Here is a 17,251-nt window from a genome sequence, read left to right on the forward strand (position 1 = left end):
CCGACCGAAAGGAGCGAAAAGTCTCGGCGCTGCAGTCGGAAGATGATTTCACCGAGTTGGCGACGAAGGCTACTTCGTTTCCTTCGTTCTCCATCCGACGCCATTTTGTTCGCAAAGAACGAATCGTATCAGCAAAAGTCAGCGCCGACCGTTTCTTAACAACACGTTTGCTTCGTGCTGCACCTATGTCTGCACGCTCTGCAACCCATACCTGAGTGTCGGTCGCCGCGCTCGCATCTTCGCGGCCAGCCGCTGGCTCCCCGTCTCTTCCGCGCGCGCCAACATGTCCGCCACCGCGACATGGTCCTCATCGCTCTTGTGCTGGTTGAGCTTCGACTGGCCCTCGATCTCATCAACGACGAGATCGATGACACGGATCGAGGCGAGCATGCTCTCGCGCTTGCCGGGCTCCATCTGGTCCAGGCTCCAAGGCTGTTTCGGCAGGCGCGCCTCGGAGACTGCGAGCAGCGCGTCGCCGTGGGCACGGTTGTCGTCGCGCCCAGCCAAGTGCGCGACGCCGGAGAAGTGTACGGCCTCGTAGAGCCAGGTCGAGACGTTGTCTGGCGAGGCATACCAGTCGTTGGAAACATAGGCGTCGTCGCCCGAGACGATCAACAGGAAGCGCCTATTGCCGTCGGCCAGTGCAACGAGCGGATTTTTCGCGGTCAGGTGCAACTGCACGATCACGCGATCCTCGCGGCGCTGGATCACGAACGGCACGTGCGAGGCGCGCGGACCGCGCTCATCGGCGGCGACGATGACGCCAAAGCCGCGCGCGGCCGCGAAGGCAAGCGCACGCGCCTCCTCGATTTGAAACTGGGGTCGAAGAATATGCATGGGCAAGCACTCGAACGGCTGGAGATGGAGGCTTCTCCGAAGGCTAACCCATCCGGCTGGACATCGCCAACGTGCGTCAGCGCGCGTTCCAACCGCAAGACAATTGCGATATGAGGCATCGCGACGCCCCATTCGCCAATTCCTTATCAGCCGAGCCGACGACATGCCTCCTCTCAAGCCCCAGGCCACCTACGAGGATTTCGCCCGCCTCGACATCCGCATCGGCAAGGTCGTCGACGTGCAGCCGTTCCCGCGCGCACGCAATCCGTCCTACAAAATCGGCGTCGATGTCGGGGCCGAGCGGATCATGTGGTCGAGCGCGCAGGTGACGAACTATGCACCAACCGACCTGCTCGGCTCGCTCGTCGTCTGCGTCTGCAATTTCGCCCCGAAAAATATCGCGGGCTTCACCTCCGAACTGTTGATCCTTGGCGCCAAGAACTCCGACGGCAACGTGATCGTGCTTGGCCCACGCAGCGAAGTCGCGATCGGCGAGCCGGTGTTTTGAAAGCTATCGGCGCCCCGCGGTTTCGTTCTCCATCCGACTCCATTTTGTTCGCAAGGAACGAATCGGAAGCGCACAAATCAGCACGGACCGAATCTTAACAACGTATTGCTTCTGCGCGCATGGCTGGTACGAAGCTGCGACGAACTCTGCAGCGCATGCTCAAGCATCGCTCTCTCCCCGTCATTGCGAGCGCAGCGAAGCAATCCATCTGTCCCCGAGCCGAGACGTGGATTGCTTCGCTGCGCTCGCAATGACGAGGAGACATGAGAGCCGAAAAGCATCAGCGCTGGGATCAGCGAGTTAGCGAAATCCCGCTTCGTGCCACGGCCACGCGCAACTCGCTCTTCTGAACGGCGCCTTTCATCGCCCACCGCGCGGAAAATCAAAACAGCGCATCGGTAGGCCTCACCCGAAATAGGTGCATGCTCACTAGCTCGCGATGCCCGGCCTTACGCCGGGCATCCACGTCTTCGCTTTAAAAATGCAAGAAAAGGCGTGGATGGCCGGGACGAGCCCGGCCAAGACGAATAGCGAACGCTTATTTTAGGAACGTGCCGGCAGGCTCACGCCGCCTTGGCTGTCTTCTCCGCCGGCGCGGTCTCCATCGCGCGCATGTAGAGATCGAGCAGGCTTTCACGCTCGTCGCGCTCGTCCTGGTCCTGCTTGCGCAGCTTGATGATCTCCTTGAGGATCTTGACGTCGAATCCCTCGCCCTTGGCTTCCGAAAACACTTCCTTCTTCTGCTCGTTCAGCTCCTGCAATTCGGTGTCGAGGTTCTCGATCCGCTCAACGAAAGAACGAATCCGCCCGCCGGGAATGGTGACGTCAGACATGGTGACTCCCTGTTGAATGAGACCGTGAAAATGACCGCAAAGAAATAACCAATGTGTTAACTTGCGAGGGTTCCCCTCTCCCTCCTTCGATCAATCCCCAGAACTCGTCCCATGAACGTCATTTCCATTCAGTCGCAGGTCGCCTTCGGCCATGTCGGCAACAGCGCCGCGGTGTTTCCGATGCAGATGCACGGCATCGACGTGGTGGCGGTGCCGACCACGCTGCTCAGCAACCGCCCGGGCTATCCGACGCTGCGCGGCCGCGTGCTGGAGGCGGAGCTCGTCGCCGATCTCTTGCGCGGCATCGAGGAGCGCGGCGCGGCAGATCACGCGCAGATGATCCTGTCGGGCTATCTCGGCTCCGCAGACAACGCCAAGGTGGTCGCCGATTTCGTCGCGCGCGCCAAGGAGAAGAATCCGGCGCTACTGTATTGCTGCGATCCGGTGCTCGGCGATCGCGACCGCGGCCTGTTCGTCCATGCCGACATTCCGTCGTTGGTGCGTGACCTGCTCTGCCCGCTCGCCGATATCATCGCGCCCAACCATTTCGAGTTCGAATGGCTGTGCGGGACCAAGGCGGCGACGATCGATCAGCTATTGAAGGCAGCGCGCGCCTTCATGGCGCGCGGCACGGTCGTCGTCACCAGCGCCGAGCTATCAGATACACCTGCGGACGAGATCGAGGCGCTCGCCATCGAGCGCACAGGCGCCTTCCGCGTGCGCACGCCAAAACTTGCCATCAGCCCGAACGGCACCGGCGATCTCTTCGCCGCGCTATTGGTCGCCGCCCGCCTCCGCGGCGCCGACACATCAGGTGCGCTCAGCCACGCCGCCTCCGCGATCTTCGCTGTGCTGGAACGCACCGCGGCAAGTGGCACCGAGGAAATGCGCATCGTCGACAGCGCGGAAGCACTCGTGAAGCCGCCACGCAAGTTCGAGGCCCGTAGGGCGGATTAGCGCAAGCGTAATCCGCCACGCATCCGCGATCGATCGGCGGATTACGCCTTCGGCTAAATCCGCCCTACGCACTAATCCACGACGTCGAGCTACTCGTTGACGACGTCGAGCTTGACCTTGGCAACGCCCTTGCCGACCATGCCGAGCGCATCAGCTGCAGAATAGGAAACGTCGACAACGCGCCCATGAACAAAGGGACCGCGGTCGTTGACCCGTACCGTCACCGAGCGGCCGCTCGAAAGGTTGGTCACGCGTAATTTGGTGCCGAACGGCAGCGTCGGATGGGCTGCGGTCATTTCGAGCGCGTTGAACTTTTCGCCGCTCGCGGTCTTCGTACCCTCGCTGTAGTAGCTTGCGACCCCGTGCGAAGCTGTATTGCCGCTCGCATCGCTGCGCGATGCGACCGCGTGCTTTCGCACCGCGGCCACGCGCCGCTTCATCATGGAGGATGTCGCGCGGTCCTGATCCAGCGACGCCTGCCTGACGGCGCGAAATCCTGATTTTTGACTGACGACGGTGGACTGCGCGCAGGCCGCCAGCGACGCCGCTCCCAGCGTAACCGCAAGCAGCGGCACGAGTTTCCTAGCCATCGAAGCCATGTTGCAATCCCCCGCTTGCGCCCCAGCCCAAGCCGAAAACCAACACGGAGCAATCGCGGGACCGAATCCGGGCGGAAACGTGGCCGGATGCGATCGGGCAAGGCTTCCGCAGCGCAATTCGCTTCCAGTGTGGTGATTGGGTCACAGAATTTGGCGCGGATGAGCCAACCGGTTCGCGGGCGAATGCGTGGCACGCGGCCGCCCCCGGTCAACAGCCGGCTGCGTCAGGAAATCTCGTAGACCGACACCTTGTCGGCGATGCCACTCAACTCCACGCGTCCTGGCGTTGGTTCTATCCCGCTGGTCTTCAGCAGGGCCCGGGTGCGCGCGTTCTCCACCACCGATTCCGTCACCACAATGGAGCGCGATTCAGCGAGACCCTGGACCCGCGATGCGATGTTGACCGTCTGGCCAAAATAATCCTGCTGGCCATTGAGCGTGACCGCCAGGCACGATCCTTCGTGGATGCCCATTTTCAGGCGCAGGCTCTGATGCTGACGCTCGGCGCCGAGATCGCTCATCGCCTCGCGCATGCGGATGGCAGCGGCAATGGCGCGGTCAGGCGTCTCGAAAGTCGCCATGACGGCATCACCAATGGTCTTCACGATCGCACCCCTTTCGGACGCGATGATCTCCTGCAACAGGCGGAAATGCTCGTTGACGAGATCGAAGGCCGTGAGGTCACCGACGCGCTCATAGAGACCCGTGGAGTCCTTGAGATCGCTGAACAGGAAAGTCAGGCTCAATATCTTCAGACGCTGGCCGATCGCGAGTGTATCGGTCCGGTAGATATCGCGGAACGTCTGGTTGGTCAGCAGACGCGTTGCCGTGAGAACGGATTTCCGTCGCCTCAAAAGGTCGTCCAGCGCCGGGTTCGCGACCCATACCGCCGGCAAGACGCGGCTGTCCGTGCGGTTGTCTAATGCCAAGCGCAGCGGCCCGGGACGCAAGGCAGCGGTGTCGACGGGGACTTGCAGCTTATTGAAGATCACCGACACGTTCTGGCGCTCGCTGGTCTCTTCGCCGCTCACGTCGAGAAATTGGGCCGCGTGTGTCACCGGATCGAACACGATCAGCGTACCCTGCGGCGCCTGCAAGGAAAGGATGGCCCTTTCGCCAGCCGGCAGGTCGACAATTTCGAGCGTGACCTCGTCCAGCAGTTTCTCCACATCGGCCGGAAGATCGATCGCCGAACTCCAGAAGATCTGGCGATAATATTCGGCCGCGGGCAGCTCGTCGGGATTATGCGCCGCGATCTTGCGCACGCGCGGGCTCACCGTAAAGGTTACTTCGACCAGATTATCGAGCGTGGTCTCGTAGCCGGCGGCGCAAAACGCGCAATTATACTGCGCGCTATTCACCGTTTTCAGGCTTTTGTTGGCGGAAAGAACTCCGGCGCAGCTCGGGCACATCACGTTCCAGGTCATCTCGAACATGCCAAGCCCCACCGCATTCAGCAGGGTTGCGATAACCCGATCTTCGTCCATGCCCTCGGTGCGTGCGAGATCAACCGCGTTGATCTTGTTCAAGGCATGATCCGGGGCATGGCGCACCATGCGCTCGAGCATGCCGACAATGGCTTCGTCCGACGATTGGCGCAGAGCCGCAAATAAGGTCTCGGTTTCACTCATGCGACGATGCTACCTTAAAGAAAGCAGCACGAACACCCGCTAAGTGCCCCGCTTTGGCAATTGGCCCGGATCAGCCGGCCGGGCCGAATGCGCCGTCAATTCGGACTGGCAAAGAGGCAAATACCGCTTTATCCGGGTTGGCCTGTAGCGTGGATCAGCGGGAGAAACGTCATGCAAGTCGCAGTCATCGGCGCCGGCGCCGTCGGATGCTATTATGGCGGACTGTTGCTGAAAGCGGGTCATGACGTGACCTTCGTCGGCCGGCCGGTGCATGTCGACGCCATCAATGCGCAGGGCCTGCTTCTGGACACCAAGACGTTCCGCGGCCACCTCCCCGCCAAGGCCGCGACCGACACGACCGGCCTCGCGCCGCCCGACCTCGTGCTGGTGTGCGTGAAATCGGCCGATACCGAAACGGCCGGCCGCTCGCTCGCCGGAATCTTGAGGCCAGACACCTCCGTCCTCAGCCTGCAGAATGGCGTCGACAATGCAGAGCGTCTTGCTTCCGTTATCGGCCACGCCGTCATTCCCGTCGTGGTCTATGTCGGCAGCGAGATGGCCGGGCCCGGCCATGTCCGGCATCACGGCGGCGGCGATCTCGCGATCGGGCCTTCGCCTGCGAGCGCCGCGCTGGCACAAACGCTGCAGGCTGCCGGGATCGGCGTCACGATCGCTGACGACATCGACAAGACGCTATGGAGCAAGCTGATTATCAACTGCGCCTACAACGCGCTGTCCGCGGTCGCCGGCATCGCCTACGGGCCGATGCTGCAGGTCGACGGCACGCGGCAGGTCGTCACCAGTGCCGTGCGGGAAGCAACAACCGTTGCCCGCGCCTGCGGCGTCGCGATTCCCGATGACCTCATCGACCACATCCTGAACATCCCCGCGATCATGCCGAACCAGATGTCGTCGACCGCGCAGGACCTTTCGCGCGGCAAGCCGAGCGAAATCGACTTCCTCAACGGCCACGTGGTGCGCAAGGGCGCCGAGCTCGGCATCGCAACGCCGACCAATCACGCGCTCCAGGTCATGGTGAAACTCGCCGAACGCGGCAAGGAATTGGCGCAGCAGAAATAGCCGCGCCCCTCATCCGCCGAGCACGTTGCCCCAACCGTCGAACACGTACTCGCGCCACGCGACGGTGCCGTCGTCACGCGCATTGGCGGTGCGGCAAAAGTCGTCTGCCTGGTCGCCGATCCAGGTGATGATCCGGTCGGTGGCGAGGTCGTGCAGGATGGCCGGCTCGGACGGATCGAAGCCCGTCATTGGATGCAGGGTGTTGGGATGCAGAGGCTGGATGCTTGTCATGCGCAGCCAACGCGTACGCCGCGCAAAGGTTGCGCCCTTGTTCGCAACTTCTTTGTCGCACCGGCGTTATGGGCGAACAGCAAGGAGCACTCGCCATGCGGAACAAGGCACCAAATTCGCAAAGCACAAAGAAGCGCTCAAACGCCCAGATGCAGGCAGCCAACCCGATGCTCAATCCCGGCGATGAAGCCGCACGCGGCACGCCCGGCACCGGCGAGGACATCTGCCCCGAATGTCATGGCAAAGGCCGCGTCAGCGGCGCGCCCTGCCCGCATTGCGGCGGCAGCGGCTCGATCACCCGCGCAATCGGCGGCGCTTAAGGGAGCGTTGTAGGGCGCCGTGCCCTACGCGACCATTCGCTTTTCGAGAATCTTTCGGAAATCCGTCGCGAGACTCGCGTAGTAACCGGCCAGCACCTCGTAGAAGGTCTGCTGCGCCTTGTCCTTGGCCTCGCGCGCCTGCGCCTCGCATCTGGAGGCCCTGCTCTCGTACTTTTCCACCTTGGTCTGCAGCTCAGCCACCACCATGATCGTCACTCCCCACGCCACACTTACAAGGATGATGCTATGCCGGGGCGCGTCGAAAAGATGACGGGCTTGGGGAGATTTCGCAGCGGCCCGGTGAGCAAGCCGTGGCGTAACAATCTGTTCCGAAAAACAGGAGTCGATTTTACCTTTCGGACGAGCGTGAGGCGTTTGCAGGGAGATTATGCACAAGAAGATGAGATCATGATGCGATCTGGTTGATCGCGCTGATCTATCGCACCGGCGCCGGCGGGCGAAACGAGGTGCGCGAGGCGGATTTCGCGGGCTTCGCAGCCACGCGCTTTCCGCTGTCGACGGAATCCAGGTACGACGCCAGCGCCCAGGCCGAGCTCGAGCCGCTGGAATAGTGTTTTTGCAGAAACAGATAGAGGGTGAGCTGGAAGCGGCCCTTGGCGAGCCCGCGCGGGCTGCGGTGGCAGGACGCGCAACCTTCGGCAAACAATTTTTGCGCCGGCTTGCCCTGATCGAGGTTCTGCGCGCCGATCGCAGCACCGCTAAGCGCGGCCAGCACGGCAACAACAAGCAGGCCACAGCCGATCTTTGCTGGCGACATTATTCTTACCCGTGCATGGAGCGATCGGCGGCGCTTCCGCAAAGTAAGCCCGATGAGTAAGCCCGACGAGCGAAAAGCGGGAGGCCGAAGATGAAGAGCAACACCAATCTGTTGCCCGCGCATGGCGAAAAGTGGGCAAGACTTTTGCGCTTCGAAGGCCGGGCACGCGGCAAGCGCCATGCCGCCTTGCTAATCAGCAGCAAGCGCGCCCGCCTGAAGCTGCATCGGTCGCCTCAGTAAGGCGGCTTCTTGCGCTCGCGCTGCGCCCGTGCCGCTTCCATCCACCAGGCAAGATCATCGGCAAAGCGCGGAAACGCGCGTTCGAGCGCTTTCCCGCCCTCGCCCGTCGCCTTGCCGTCTTCCGAAAGCGTTTGCGCGATCGGCCCGACCGCGATCGTGCTCGAAATCACCACCATGCCCATTTCCGAAAGCGTGCCGTGCCAGGCGAGCGCGGCGCGCGCACCGGAGAAGCGGCCCGCCGAATAGCTCGCGATCGCCGCCGGCCGCCAGAACCATTCCTCCAGAAAATGATCGGTGAGGTTTTTCAGCCCCGGCTGCATCCCCCAATTATATTCGCCGGTGACGAACACGAACCCATCGGCGCCGCGGATTTGCCCGGCGAGCTTTTCCAGCACATCAGGCGCGCCGCCTTTCGGATGTTCCTTGTACATCCGCTCCAGGATCGGCAGGCCGACCGCCTTGGCATCGATCAGCTCGACATCGTCGCCCCGCGCGCGAAATCCGTCGACCACGAAATGCGCCAGCCGAATGCCCATGCGGTCGAAACGATAGGAGCCGTAGAACACGAGAACGCGGTTGCTCATGGGACCTCAACCTCCAAACACTGGATCTTCAGACATTGGATGCAGTCGAACCATGCGCGCCCGTCGCGTGCAAGGCTTCACGCTTGCGGCAAATGAACCTGACGACAGATCGAGGCAGCTAAGGCCGAGCTTCATGGACCTCAGCTAATCTCTGGATGGGCCAACAAAAAAGCGGCCTTGCGGCCGCTTCGTTGCAGTTTACGCGTCCAGCTCTACCAATAGCCAGGCCCGTCATAATAGGCATAGGAATCAACGTACGGCGCGCCCGCGATTGCCGCCGCCGTTCCGATCGCGCCCGCGGCTACGCCGGCTGCAAGCCCAACCGGGCCAGGCCGATAATAGGCACGCGGCCCGTAGTACACGCGAGGTCCATAATACGCGCGAGGCCCGTAATAGCCTTCGTTGTAGTAGCTATAGTCATAGCGGCTCGGCGTACGCACGCCGTATCCGCCGCGCAGATAATTTGAATTCGGGTAGGCGAACCCGATCATGCCGGGTTCCTGGGTTGCTTCCTGCGACATTGCCGGCGTCGCAAACGCCGTCGCCAGGAGAGCAGCCGCCCCGAGCAGCTTCAGTTTCATCATCGCTCATTCCTCCATTCACGTATGAGGGACGAACGAGCGAAGCCGGGCGCTGTTCCGGTTGCCGATTCACAGCGCTGTGAGATGGCGCGTCGCCGCCAAGACAGCCGCCAAGAGAAAAGGCCGACGGGCGTTACGCCGCCGGCCTTCTCTTGCAACTGCCGGCTCGGGAGGTCCGGTTCCGCTGCGATTCCATATGCCTAAAACTTCACCACCACAGTCTTAATAAAATCTTAAGTAGTCACTGTGAGGCGCATCACAGAGGGCAAGAACCCGGCGCGGCTATCCTGCAACCAATAAGGCAGAACGGTTCAAACGCAGGAGGCCGCCATGGCCCAGGTTTATTTCCACTGCTCAAACTCCCGGGAAGTGCGGATCGACCGGTCCGGCGAAGCGGTGAGCGATCTTTCCGAGGCACGCGACCGCGCCGCCTGCATCGTCCGCTCGATGATCATGGGTCGCGACGGCGAAGACTGGCGCGACTGGGTCGTACATGTGAACGACGATTTCGACGACGAGCTGTTCGTTCTGCCTTTCGCCTTCGTCCTCGGCAAGCCGCACTGAGAGAAAAGCCATGCTTCCGGCGCGCCCGCCCTTCATGCCGCTGCTCCGCCGCATCGACGCGATGCTGGCACGCTGCCACCGCCTGATCGAGCGCGCCCGCGACCCCTACCGTCCCGAGCGCCACTACATGCGCGGCCCCGGTCCGAAATGGCACGCCCGGCATCGCGCCGACATCGCCGGCGCGGCCCTCTAAGGCCGATTTTCCCCCGGTTCCCGCGGCCCTCGCCCGCCGCGGCCCCAACCTCTCCACGAGTTTGCCTTGCTTTGGTCAAACCTCGCTGGCCGTGTTGAGGCCGGGCAGAGGATTTTTCCACGCAGCACGCATGCTCGCCGCCCTAATCCGGGTGGCATTGGACTGAGCAAGGGACAATGCAATCCATGCCAACGCTGAAAGACACCGATCCGCACGACGTCTTTGCGATCGAATCGCTGTTGCACGCGCATGCCGAAAAGATGCCGCCGGCCGAAAAGGCGCCGCCGCTGGCGCATGACCCGGCGACACCCCCGGCAGCCGCGCCAGTTCAAGTCGCGCCGTCGATTTCAATCGGCGCGCCGGCTCGGCAGGCCGAACCCACCTTCAGCGCCCCCCAAACCCCCGAGATCAACGTCAGCCGCGAAATCGGCGTCAAGAACGACAAGGCAAGCGAGATCAAGGTCGATCGTCTCAAGGCCCTGGACGACCGGCCGATGTCCAAATGGGTCAAGCGCATATTCATGGCGCTGCTGGGTCTTGTCGGCGCCATCGCTGCCGCGGCCTGGCAGCACTATGGCGATGACGCCAAGGCGATGGCTGCCGAATGGACGCCGCCCTTCCTGCTGGCGGCATTGCCTTCGACAGCCAAGCCGGCCCTCGCCGAGCAGCCGGTCGCGCCGGCGACGGAGACCGCCGTAACCGATCAGGCCGCTCAACCGGCAACTGCGGCAGCAGCGGCCCCCGCTCAACCCGAATCCGCGACCACCGCCGCCGTGGCGCCAGCGCCTTCTGCCGATACGGACCAGTTGCAATCGATGGCGCGGGATCTCGCCGCGATGGGACAGCAGGTCGAGGAGTTGAAATCCACCATCGCCCAGCTCAAGGCGAGCCAGGCGCAGATGGCGCGTGAATTGGCCAAAGCTTCTGAGGTCAAGGCCCCCGCGGCCGTAGCGCCGCCTCCGCCGGTACGACCGGCCGCCCCACCAGTGCGCAAGCCGAAACCGATCTCTTCCTATTCGCCTTCGTATTCACCCGCGCCAATGGCGGCCGCGCCTGCAGCGCCGCCGCCGGTGCAGGTCGCCGCACCGCCGCCGCCCGCGCCGCCTCGGCAGACCATCGCCGATGACGGCGAGCCGGTGGTGCGCCCGCCGATGCCACTGCGGTAAAATCATTGGTCGGATGCGACGCATCGCATCCGGCCCGATGCTAACTCTGATGCGGTCCCCGCATCAGCTTCATGGCGTCTTCGATATGACGCCACTCCTTGGCTTCCTCGATATCGCCCTTGGTCTCGCAAGACTGCGCGTTATGCGCCGCTTGCGCAATCGCGGTGAGGCCGTGCTTCTCCATCATCTGACGCGCGATCGTGTGGATCTGCATTTCCGACATCATGACGCTCTCCCGGGGTTCATCGGTCCGTGTCGCGAGGCTCGCGGATATCAGCAACTTGCCCACTAAAACGGCAGAACAGGAACTCTCGTTCCTGCCGCGGCGATGAATAAATTTTCAGAAAAGTCTAGCGATTTGCGCAGTTCCACCACAAGTCGCCGGCCCCCGTAATATCCCGTCCGCAATCTCCCCGAATATTAAGCCGGGCTCCCGCTTGGTATTTTCGAGTGTGAATCGCAATGCAGGAGTCGGATATGGCCCACGTCTATTTCCACTGCTCCAATTCCGAAGGCGCAGGCTTTGCCCAGCGCGGTGCAGCCGTCGAAAACTTCGCCGAGGTGCGCGCCCACGCCGCCCGTGTCGTGCAATCGCTGATCATGCTGCAGGATCCGGAAGACTGGCGGGACTGGACGCTGCACGTCAGCGACGATCTCAACAACGAAATCTTCGCCCTGCCGTTTTCGTCCGTCCTCGGCAAGTCGCATTGAGTTGAGGTGCCGCCATGCTGGCCATGCAATTGCTCCTCCGACGCCTGATCGAGACCGCGATGGAATGGAACAGGCTGCTCGACGTCGCCCGCAATCCTTACCGGCCCGAGTTGCATTACATGCGCGGACCGGGGCCGAAATGGCACGCCAAGCATCAGCTCTCGATGCATCGCGCGGATTAAATCCGAAGGGCGGATTAGATTAGCTAACCCGCCCTAGAATTCCCCGAGCTCCGGCGGTTCGAACCAGTTCGTGAGCGACAGCCCACCATCGACCACGATCGCCGCGCCTGTCACATAACCCGAGATCCGGTTCGACAGCACCGCCAGCGCAAGCGGCGCCAGATCGTTCGCCTCGCCAAGCCGGCCGAGCGGAATATGCCTGGCGAGCGCAGGATCAGCGACGAAGCCGCCGGCCGCGATCGCGCCGGGCACCAGCGCATTGACGCGGATATCGAAGCGGCCGAACGTCTTGGCCAGTTCTTTCACCAGCATCGACAGCCCCGCCTTCGACGTCGAGTAATGCGGCAGGTTGCGCGGCGTGCCGGCATGCAGCGAGGTGAGCAGCAGGAACGAGCCGGGCTGTTTGCCCGCGACCAGCTTTCGCGCCAATTCACGCGATAGATGAAATCCGGCCTCCAGGTTCACCGCATGCATCCGCGCCCAGATTTCCGTAGTGACGCCGAACATATGATCGCTCTCGCGCCGCGGCGGCGAGGCGCTGTGCACGAAATGCGTCACGCAGCCGAGCACATTGGCTGCTTCGTTCAGCAGCGCATTCCTCGCCGCGGGATCGGCGAGATCGCCGACCCAGGGCATTGCCAGGTCCGGACGGGCCGACGACTTGATCGCCGCCGTCACCGTGTCCCGATTGATATCGGCAAACACCGTGCGCACACCCTCGCCGACCAGCGCCTGCGCGATTGCGCGCCCGATGCCGTTGCCGGCGCCGGTGACGAGCGCCGCTTCGCGCACGGGATCGAATGGATTGTCGAAAAGGCTCATCGCTTTGACCCCCTTGCTATTGCGCCATCGGTATCTAGTTGCAGCTCGATGCTACGCGGTATCGATCCGGCGTACCAACTTCACCGCTAGGTTGCTTTCAGGTTCCCGGAAACCGTCCTAGTCTCTCATTTGTCACTGGCGGGCTCACCCATGCAAACCCGCGTTCGAAAGGTCGCCCACGTTCTGGAACGCCTCGGACTTGCGATGGCAGGCGCGGCAAGCGGGTTGTTTGTGGCGGCGCTGGTGGGAACCAGCTACGCGGTACTTACCAGTCAGGCCTTTCTGCTGCTGATGATGACCGGCGGCGCTGTCGGCTTCTATCTCGGCATCGATACGCCGCCTCCCGGTGCAGCGAACGGCCCGGCCAAAGACGGCGCCTGGGTCGGCAAGATCGACGCGCCGGAGCTGCTCAGCGCGGTAGGCACCTTCCTCGCGGCATTCTCGGCGTTCGCCTGCGTCGGTGTCATCGTGCTGCGCCACGATCCGCATCTGGCATGGACATCGATGATCATGGCGGGATGGGTCATCGGCATCACCATGCAGATCGTCGCCGGCACGATCGCGCGCCTGCGCCGCTGATCATGCAAGCCGCCGATCTCAGCTCTCGTCTTCCAGCGTCAGCACTAAACCGGTCAACGCCGAGCCGATGCCGAACATCAACCCGTAGGTCGTGATCAGCATCACCGCGGTCTGGACAGGGGCCGCGCTCTTGGCGACGAGATCCCTGACATGGAAAGCATCGATCAGCCCGAGCAGCAGGACCAGCGACAGCCCGAGCGCCACGCCCATCAGGAAATGGGTCAAGAGCGCACTGAAGAGTGATTTTTCCGGACGCATGACGGCCGTGCCTTCAGCATGATGCAGGCCAACGCCCGGCCGAAGGAACTGGTTCCTCCGCGGAACGACAGATTTCGCCCTGCGGCGCATCAACCGCCGCGCTGCGTTTGCAAAGCGTTAAGCAAGCGCTGGCAATGCTCGCGGTCCCTTCGAAAAATTTCCACAATTCCTTTTAGGAAGAAAGCATTCGCTTTCGACAAAGGAGAATTTCCCATGCGACTAGGGCAAGCGATCTTCTTCGGCTCGGCGGCCGCCCTCCTCACCCTGGCCGCGCCGACGCTGGCCAGAAACTCCAGCGCGCATTCGCACACGGCGAAAGCGACCGAGGCGCCGGCCTCGTCCTCCTGCCACGCCTATCAACAGGCGGCCGACGGCACATGGATGCAGCTGCCCTGTCAGGAGATGGGTTCCAAAGCACCGGCGCAACCCCGTTCCGCCGCAAAGAGCACGACCGAAGAGATGCGCTGAACGATGTAGGATGGGTAGAGCGCAGCGAAACCCATCACCACGAACGCCGGCATTGATGGATTTCGCTGCGCTCTACCCATCCTACCAACTACATCGCCCTGCCCAGCCAATCATCAAAACGTGTCGGGCATGATCCGCGCGCCGTCGTCCGGCACCAGCGACCGCAACGCCAGCGGCGCGCCGAAATACGGCACCTCGGCGCCGGCCACGATCCGGCTTGTATCGCCCTTTTTGCGCAGCCAGCGGCCGACGAAGTCGGACAGCGGCGCAGCTTCAGGACCCGCGACCTCGCGGATGCCGCGCGCGGGTTCGCCAAGCGTCACATCCGCCAGCGCCTCTGCGACCTCGTCGGAAAGCATCGGCTGCATCAACTGGCTGGAGACATGGACCTCGCCATCCCTGCGTCCGGAATCCGCGATGCCGCCGACGAACTCGAAGAATTGGGTCGCGCGCAGGATCGTATAGGCGAGGCCGGACGCCACAATCAGGCGCTCCTGCGCCAGCTTGGCGCGGAAATAGCCGTTGCTCTCCAGCCGGTCGGTGCCGACCACCGACAGCGCGACGCAATGACGGACGCCGGCAGCTTTCGCCGCCGCGACCAGGTTGCGCGTCCCGGTCTCGAAGAAGTGCAGCACGGCGTTGTCCTCAAACGAGGGCGAATTCGACACGTCGACGACGATATCGGCGCCGGAAAGCGCCGCCTGCAGGCCCTCCCCGGTCACGGCATTGACACCCCGGCTTGGCGAGACCTGCAGCACCTCGTGGCCTCGCGCCCGCAGCAACGGCGCCAGTTTCGAGCCGATCAGGCCCGTGCCGCCGATAATGACGATCTTCATGTTCTAAGCTCCTCCACCCGAGCGCCGCGAGGCGAAAACCCACAGCTCTTGCCATCAAGACGAGCCGGAAGGCGCTGGTGTGACAGCGCCCAGGTAAACTCGCAGGTAAACTCTGATTAATTAGCACCACTTATACTAGTGGCCCGCACCTTACGTACCCGTCCAATTGGCGTAAAATCCCCATGAAAATCGGTACCCTCCTGACTGCCGCCATCGTTTCGCTTTCCGCCGTCGGTGGCGGGCTCGCCGTCTATGTGGCGGTCGCAAAATACGAGACCATGGAGAAGGTCTCGCTGGCCCAGAGCCGGTTGGAAGTGGTGCGCGCCGTCGGCGACATCCCGCGCTACATGAACTCCGAGCGCGGCTTTGCCACCAACATCCTCTATGGGCCGCCCGCCATCGATCCGGCAATCCGCAAGCAGCTCAACGAAAAGCTTCGCAAGAACACCGACGGCGCCCGCGACAAGATGAACGCGGTCCGCAACAATCTGTCCAGCAGCCTCGACGATGCTGCGGCGATCGGTAGCGGCATTGACGACCTGAACGTGAAATTCAACGCGCTGCGCGAGGCCATGGACAAGGCCATGGACGGCCCGGCCGAGGCGCGCAAGGATGCCGCCAGAAAGATCGTCGCCGACAACGCCGTGTTCAACGCCGCGGTGACGAAGCTGCTCGACGAGCAGGTGCGCCGCATGGCGAAGCTGGACGGCGACGCCTATCGGCAAGCGGTCTACGCCAACATCGCCTGGAATTTGCGCGACGTCGGCGGCTACAACGCCAGCATCCACAAGAACCTCGTCGGCGCCAATCGCGCGGCGACCGAGGCCGAGAAGATGGAATATTCACGCTCGCAGGCCCGTGCCGACCAGATCCTGATGTCGCTGCAGGAGCTGCGCGGCAACCCGGCCACGCCGCCCAATGTGGCCGCGGCGCTGGACAAGATGAACGAGATCTACGTCGGCAGGTTCGGCAAGGAGCTGAAGCTCGTCAAGGACGGCGCGGCCTCGGGCAAGTACGAGCACAATGTCGATTTCTTCTATGCCGAATCCCAAGTCGGCCTCGGCGCCGTCGTCGAAGTCCGAGACGCCTTTTATAACAACGCCGAGTACGTTCTGGGGTTGGCCTACTCCTCCGCGCGTTTCAGCTTCCTGATCGCGCTCGCAGGGCTGGTCGCGGTCGTCGCCGCCAGCGCCGCGCTGATCGTGATGGTGCGCCGCCGCGTCTGCAAGCCGATCGTCGACCTCACCGCCACCATGTCGCAGCTCGCCAGCGGCGACGTCTCTGGCAACATCGCCGGTGCCGAGCGCGGCGACGAAATCGGCGCGATGGCCTCCGCGGTGCGCGTCTTCAAGGATAACATGATCGCGGCGGAACGGCTTGCGGCCGAGAAGGCCGCCGAGAGCGACGGCAAGATGCGCCGCGCCCAGATGCTCGACGAGCTCACCCGCGCCTTCGAAGCCAAGGTGACCGAGCTGGTCGGCGGGCTGTCGGCCGCGTCCTCCATCATGGAAGACACCGCCCAGTCGATGTCGTCGACGGCAACGCTCACCAACCGTCAGGCGGCGATCGTCGCCGCAGCTTCCGACCAGACCTCCGCCAACGTGCAGACGGTGGCCAGCGCCACCGAGGAGCTGGCCTCCTCGATCTCCGAGATCGGCCGCCAGGTCGCGCAATCGACCGAAATCGCGGCCCGCGCCGTCGACAATGCACGGCGCACCGGCGAGACCGCCCGCTCGCTGGCCGAAGGCGCGCAGAAGATCGGCGACGTCGTGACGCTGATCCAGAGCATTGCAGCGCAGACCAACCTGCTCGCACTCAACGCGACCATCGAAGCCGCGCGCGCCGGCGATGCCGGCCGCGGCTTCGCCGTCGTCGCCTCCGAGGTCAAATCGCTCGCCGGCCAGACCGCCAAGGCGACCACCGAGATATCCGAACAGATCGCGGCGATCCAGGCGGCGAGCGACCAGACCGTGACGGCGATCCAGAACGTCGCCAACGTGATCGGCGAGATCGACCAGATCGGCACCGCGATTGCGGCGGCGATCGAGGAACAGGGCTCGGCGACCAAGGAAATTTCGCGCAGCGTGCAGGAAGCGGCGCGCGGCACCCAGGAGGTCAACTCCAACATCACAGGTGTCCAGAAGGCCGCCGACGATACCGGCGCCGCCGCCAATCAGGTGCTCGGCGCGGCCGAGCAGCTGTCCTCGCAGTCCAAGGATCTCGCCGGCCAGGTCAACCGCTTCCTCTCGGAAGTGCGGGCGGCGTAAGCCGTATAGCGGATCGGTCGACCCAC

General features: G+C 63.2%; 25 protein-coding genes and 1 pseudogene. 13 read left to right on the top strand and 13 right to left on the bottom strand.

The window, feature by feature from the left end; translation table 11 throughout:
- Window positions 1-183: 183 nt before the first annotated feature.
- Window positions 184-837, bottom strand: a complete 654-nt coding sequence (locus QA643_RS21960; RefSeq protein WP_283027991.1) for an FMN-binding negative transcriptional regulator — start codon at window positions 835-837, stop codon at window positions 184-186.
- 163 nt (window positions 838-1,000) lie between these two features.
- On the opposite strand from QA643_RS21960, the gene QA643_RS21965 reads away from it, so the two are divergent.
- Entirely contained in the window at window positions 1,001-1,345 is a 345-nt protein-coding gene (locus QA643_RS21965; protein WP_283027992.1) for a tRNA-binding protein, read from the top strand.
- Window positions 1,346-1,908: 563 nt separating this feature from the next.
- Here the strand turns inward: QA643_RS21965 and QA643_RS21970 are convergent.
- Entirely contained in the window at window positions 1,909-2,178 is a 270-nt protein-coding gene (locus QA643_RS21970; RefSeq protein ID WP_283027993.1) for a DUF2312 domain-containing protein, read from the bottom strand.
- A gap of 111 nt (window positions 2,179-2,289) precedes the next feature.
- Between QA643_RS21970 and pdxY the strand changes: the two genes are divergently transcribed.
- Window positions 2,290-3,135, top strand: a complete 846-nt coding sequence (pdxY, locus tag QA643_RS21975) for a pyridoxal kinase PdxY (RefSeq protein WP_283027994.1) — start codon at window positions 2,290-2,292, stop codon at window positions 3,133-3,135.
- Between the two features lie 89 nt (window positions 3,136-3,224).
- On the opposite strand, the gene QA643_RS21980 is transcribed toward pdxY, so the two are convergent.
- Together QA643_RS21980 and QA643_RS21985 are read right to left on the bottom strand one after the other, a co-directional pair.
- On the bottom strand, window positions 3,225-3,734 hold the full coding sequence (locus QA643_RS21980) for a septal ring lytic transglycosylase RlpA family protein (RefSeq protein ID WP_283027995.1): 510 nt from the start codon (window positions 3,732-3,734) through the stop codon (window positions 3,225-3,227).
- 224 nt (window positions 3,735-3,958) lie between these two features.
- A complete protein-coding gene (locus QA643_RS21985) occupies window positions 3,959-5,365 on the bottom strand; it encodes an adenylate/guanylate cyclase domain-containing protein (protein ID WP_283027996.1) in 1,407 nt (468 codons plus the stop codon).
- 171 nt (window positions 5,366-5,536) lie between these two features.
- Here QA643_RS21985 and QA643_RS21990 point away from each other — a divergent pair, with 171 nt between their 5' ends.
- Complete coding sequence (locus QA643_RS21990) at window positions 5,537-6,445, top strand: 2-dehydropantoate 2-reductase (protein ID WP_283027997.1); 909 nt, start codon at window positions 5,537-5,539, stop codon at window positions 6,443-6,445.
- 9 nt (window positions 6,446-6,454) lie between these two features.
- Here QA643_RS21990 and QA643_RS21995 read toward each other — a convergent pair whose 3' ends face one another.
- Complete coding sequence (locus QA643_RS21995; RefSeq protein ID WP_283027998.1) at window positions 6,455-6,676, bottom strand: hypothetical protein; 222 nt, start codon at window positions 6,674-6,676, stop codon at window positions 6,455-6,457.
- 95 nt (window positions 6,677-6,771) lie between these two features.
- Here QA643_RS21995 and QA643_RS22000 point away from each other — a divergent pair, with 95 nt between their 5' ends.
- Window positions 6,772-6,996, top strand: a complete 225-nt coding sequence (locus QA643_RS22000) for a hypothetical protein (protein WP_283035094.1) — start codon at window positions 6,772-6,774, stop codon at window positions 6,994-6,996.
- A gap of 24 nt (window positions 6,997-7,020) precedes the next feature.
- On the opposite strand, the gene QA643_RS22005 is transcribed toward QA643_RS22000, so the two are convergent.
- Both QA643_RS22005 and QA643_RS22010 read right to left on the bottom strand, forming a co-directional pair.
- Window positions 7,021-7,203 (bottom strand): hypothetical protein, encoded by a 183-nt coding sequence (locus tag QA643_RS22005; RefSeq protein ID WP_283027999.1) that lies wholly within the window; start codon window positions 7,201-7,203, stop codon window positions 7,021-7,023.
- A gap of 229 nt (window positions 7,204-7,432) precedes the next feature.
- Window positions 7,433-7,774, bottom strand: coding sequence for a hypothetical protein (locus tag QA643_RS22010; protein WP_283028000.1), 342 nt, complete (start codon window positions 7,772-7,774; stop codon window positions 7,433-7,435).
- Between the two features lie 90 nt (window positions 7,775-7,864).
- On the opposite strand from QA643_RS22010, the gene QA643_RS22015 reads away from it, so the two are divergent.
- Window positions 7,865-8,014, top strand: a complete 150-nt coding sequence (locus tag QA643_RS22015; RefSeq protein WP_283028001.1) for a hypothetical protein — start codon at window positions 7,865-7,867, stop codon at window positions 8,012-8,014.
- Here the strand turns inward: QA643_RS22015 and QA643_RS22020 are convergent.
- Together QA643_RS22020 and QA643_RS22025 are read right to left on the bottom strand one after the other, a co-directional pair.
- Window positions 8,008-8,598, bottom strand: a complete 591-nt coding sequence (locus tag QA643_RS22020; RefSeq protein WP_283028002.1) for an NAD(P)H-dependent oxidoreductase — start codon at window positions 8,596-8,598, stop codon at window positions 8,008-8,010. The two genes, QA643_RS22015 and QA643_RS22020, sit on opposite strands and share 7 nt — an antisense overlap.
- A 212-nt stretch (window positions 8,599-8,810) precedes the next feature.
- Complete coding sequence (locus tag QA643_RS22025; protein ID WP_283028003.1) at window positions 8,811-9,182, bottom strand: hypothetical protein; 372 nt, start codon at window positions 9,180-9,182, stop codon at window positions 8,811-8,813.
- Window positions 9,183-9,509: 327 nt separating this feature from the next.
- Between QA643_RS22025 and QA643_RS22030 the strand changes: the two genes are divergently transcribed.
- From QA643_RS22030 to QA643_RS22040, 3 genes are all read left to right on the top strand, one after another.
- Window positions 9,510-9,743: a hypothetical protein gene (locus QA643_RS22030; protein WP_283028004.1), complete on the top strand. Its 234-nt coding sequence runs from the start codon at window positions 9,510-9,512 to the stop codon at window positions 9,741-9,743.
- 10 nt (window positions 9,744-9,753) lie between these two features.
- Entirely contained in the window at window positions 9,754-9,936 is a 183-nt protein-coding gene (locus tag QA643_RS22035; RefSeq protein ID WP_283035095.1) for a hypothetical protein, read from the top strand.
- Between the two features lie 185 nt (window positions 9,937-10,121).
- Complete coding sequence (locus tag QA643_RS22040) at window positions 10,122-11,102, top strand: hypothetical protein (RefSeq protein WP_283028005.1); 981 nt, start codon at window positions 10,122-10,124, stop codon at window positions 11,100-11,102.
- 40 nt (window positions 11,103-11,142) lie between these two features.
- On the opposite strand, the gene QA643_RS22045 is transcribed toward QA643_RS22040, so the two are convergent.
- On the bottom strand, window positions 11,143-11,328 hold the full coding sequence (locus QA643_RS22045; RefSeq protein ID WP_283028006.1) for a hypothetical protein: 186 nt from the start codon (window positions 11,326-11,328) through the stop codon (window positions 11,143-11,145).
- A gap of 251 nt (window positions 11,329-11,579) precedes the next feature.
- Here QA643_RS22045 and QA643_RS22050 point away from each other — a divergent pair, with 251 nt between their 5' ends.
- Together QA643_RS22050 and QA643_RS22055 are read left to right on the top strand one after the other, a co-directional pair.
- The gene (locus tag QA643_RS22050) at window positions 11,580-11,813 is read left to right on the top strand and encodes a hypothetical protein (protein WP_283028007.1); all 234 of its coding nucleotides are present in this window, start codon (window positions 11,580-11,582) and stop codon (window positions 11,811-11,813) included.
- A gap of 14 nt (window positions 11,814-11,827) precedes the next feature.
- Window positions 11,828-11,995, top strand: a complete 168-nt coding sequence (locus QA643_RS22055) for a hypothetical protein (RefSeq protein WP_283035096.1) — start codon at window positions 11,828-11,830, stop codon at window positions 11,993-11,995.
- Between the two features lie 33 nt (window positions 11,996-12,028).
- Here QA643_RS22055 and QA643_RS22060 read toward each other — a convergent pair whose 3' ends face one another.
- Window positions 12,029-12,817, bottom strand: a complete 789-nt coding sequence (locus QA643_RS22060) for an SDR family oxidoreductase (protein WP_283028008.1) — start codon at window positions 12,815-12,817, stop codon at window positions 12,029-12,031.
- Between the two features lie 150 nt (window positions 12,818-12,967).
- On the opposite strand from QA643_RS22060, the gene QA643_RS22065 reads away from it, so the two are divergent.
- Window positions 12,968-13,396, top strand: a complete 429-nt coding sequence (locus QA643_RS22065; protein ID WP_283028009.1) for a hypothetical protein — start codon at window positions 12,968-12,970, stop codon at window positions 13,394-13,396.
- Between the two features lie 18 nt (window positions 13,397-13,414).
- On the opposite strand, the gene QA643_RS22070 is transcribed toward QA643_RS22065, so the two are convergent.
- A complete protein-coding gene (locus tag QA643_RS22070; protein ID WP_283028010.1) occupies window positions 13,415-13,654 on the bottom strand; it encodes a hypothetical protein in 240 nt (79 codons plus the stop codon).
- A 213-nt stretch (window positions 13,655-13,867) separates the two neighbouring features.
- Here QA643_RS22070 and QA643_RS22075 point away from each other — a divergent pair, with 213 nt between their 5' ends.
- Entirely contained in the window at window positions 13,868-14,122 is a 255-nt protein-coding gene (locus tag QA643_RS22075) for a hypothetical protein (RefSeq protein WP_283028011.1), read from the top strand.
- Window positions 14,123-14,210: 88 nt separating this feature from the next.
- Here the strand turns inward: QA643_RS22075 and QA643_RS22080 are convergent.
- A pseudogene (locus tag QA643_RS22080) lies at window positions 14,211-14,958 on the bottom strand (NAD(P)H-binding protein).
- Window positions 14,959-15,140: 182 nt separating this feature from the next.
- Here QA643_RS22080 and QA643_RS22085 point away from each other — a divergent pair.
- Window positions 15,141-17,225 (top strand): HAMP domain-containing methyl-accepting chemotaxis protein, encoded by a 2,085-nt coding sequence (locus QA643_RS22085; protein ID WP_283028012.1) that lies wholly within the window; start codon window positions 15,141-15,143, stop codon window positions 17,223-17,225.
- Window positions 17,226-17,251 lie beyond the last annotated feature (26 nt).

The organism is Bradyrhizobium sp. CB3481, assembly GCF_029714305.1.
Taxonomy (GTDB): domain Bacteria; phylum Pseudomonadota; class Alphaproteobacteria; order Rhizobiales; family Xanthobacteraceae; genus Bradyrhizobium.

Coding starts and splice junctions, on each gene's coding strand:
- QA643_RS21960 (WP_283027991.1), bottom strand. CDS start 837: ATGCATATTCTTCGACCCCAGTTTCAAATCGAGGAGGCGCGTGCGCTT.
- QA643_RS21965 (WP_283027992.1), top strand. CDS start 1,001: ATGCCTCCTCTCAAGCCCCAGGCCACCTACGAGGATTTCGCCCGCCTC.
- QA643_RS21970 (WP_283027993.1), bottom strand. CDS start 2,178: ATGTCTGACGTCACCATTCCCGGCGGGCGGATTCGTTCTTTCGTTGAG.
- pdxY (WP_283027994.1), top strand. CDS start 2,290: ATGAACGTCATTTCCATTCAGTCGCAGGTCGCCTTCGGCCATGTCGGC.
- QA643_RS21980 (WP_283027995.1), bottom strand. CDS start 3,734: ATGGCTTCGATGGCTAGGAAACTCGTGCCGCTGCTTGCGGTTACGCTG.
- QA643_RS21985 (WP_283027996.1), bottom strand. CDS start 5,365: ATGAGTGAAACCGAGACCTTATTTGCGGCTCTGCGCCAATCGTCGGAC.
- QA643_RS21990 (WP_283027997.1), top strand. CDS start 5,537: ATGCAAGTCGCAGTCATCGGCGCCGGCGCCGTCGGATGCTATTATGGC.
- QA643_RS21995 (WP_283027998.1), bottom strand. CDS start 6,676: ATGACAAGCATCCAGCCTCTGCATCCCAACACCCTGCATCCAATGACG.
- QA643_RS22000 (WP_283035094.1), top strand. CDS start 6,772: ATGCGGAACAAGGCACCAAATTCGCAAAGCACAAAGAAGCGCTCAAAC.
- QA643_RS22005 (WP_283027999.1), bottom strand. CDS start 7,203: ATGGTGGTGGCTGAGCTGCAGACCAAGGTGGAAAAGTACGAGAGCAGG.
- QA643_RS22010 (WP_283028000.1), bottom strand. CDS start 7,774: ATGTCGCCAGCAAAGATCGGCTGTGGCCTGCTTGTTGTTGCCGTGCTG.
- QA643_RS22015 (WP_283028001.1), top strand. CDS start 7,865: ATGAAGAGCAACACCAATCTGTTGCCCGCGCATGGCGAAAAGTGGGCA.
- QA643_RS22020 (WP_283028002.1), bottom strand. CDS start 8,598: ATGAGCAACCGCGTTCTCGTGTTCTACGGCTCCTATCGTTTCGACCGC.
- QA643_RS22025 (WP_283028003.1), bottom strand. CDS start 9,182: ATGATGAAACTGAAGCTGCTCGGGGCGGCTGCTCTCCTGGCGACGGCG.
- QA643_RS22030 (WP_283028004.1), top strand. CDS start 9,510: ATGGCCCAGGTTTATTTCCACTGCTCAAACTCCCGGGAAGTGCGGATC.
- QA643_RS22035 (WP_283035095.1), top strand. CDS start 9,754: ATGCTTCCGGCGCGCCCGCCCTTCATGCCGCTGCTCCGCCGCATCGAC.
- QA643_RS22040 (WP_283028005.1), top strand. CDS start 10,122: ATGCCAACGCTGAAAGACACCGATCCGCACGACGTCTTTGCGATCGAA.
- QA643_RS22045 (WP_283028006.1), bottom strand. CDS start 11,328: ATGATGTCGGAAATGCAGATCCACACGATCGCGCGTCAGATGATGGAG.
- QA643_RS22050 (WP_283028007.1), top strand. CDS start 11,580: ATGGCCCACGTCTATTTCCACTGCTCCAATTCCGAAGGCGCAGGCTTT.
- QA643_RS22055 (WP_283035096.1), top strand. CDS start 11,828: ATGCTGGCCATGCAATTGCTCCTCCGACGCCTGATCGAGACCGCGATG.
- QA643_RS22060 (WP_283028008.1), bottom strand. CDS start 12,817: ATGAGCCTTTTCGACAATCCATTCGATCCCGTGCGCGAAGCGGCGCTC.
- QA643_RS22065 (WP_283028009.1), top strand. CDS start 12,968: ATGCAAACCCGCGTTCGAAAGGTCGCCCACGTTCTGGAACGCCTCGGA.
- QA643_RS22070 (WP_283028010.1), bottom strand. CDS start 13,654: ATGCGTCCGGAAAAATCACTCTTCAGTGCGCTCTTGACCCATTTCCTG.
- QA643_RS22075 (WP_283028011.1), top strand. CDS start 13,868: ATGCGACTAGGGCAAGCGATCTTCTTCGGCTCGGCGGCCGCCCTCCTC.
- QA643_RS22085 (WP_283028012.1), top strand. CDS start 15,141: ATGAAAATCGGTACCCTCCTGACTGCCGCCATCGTTTCGCTTTCCGCC.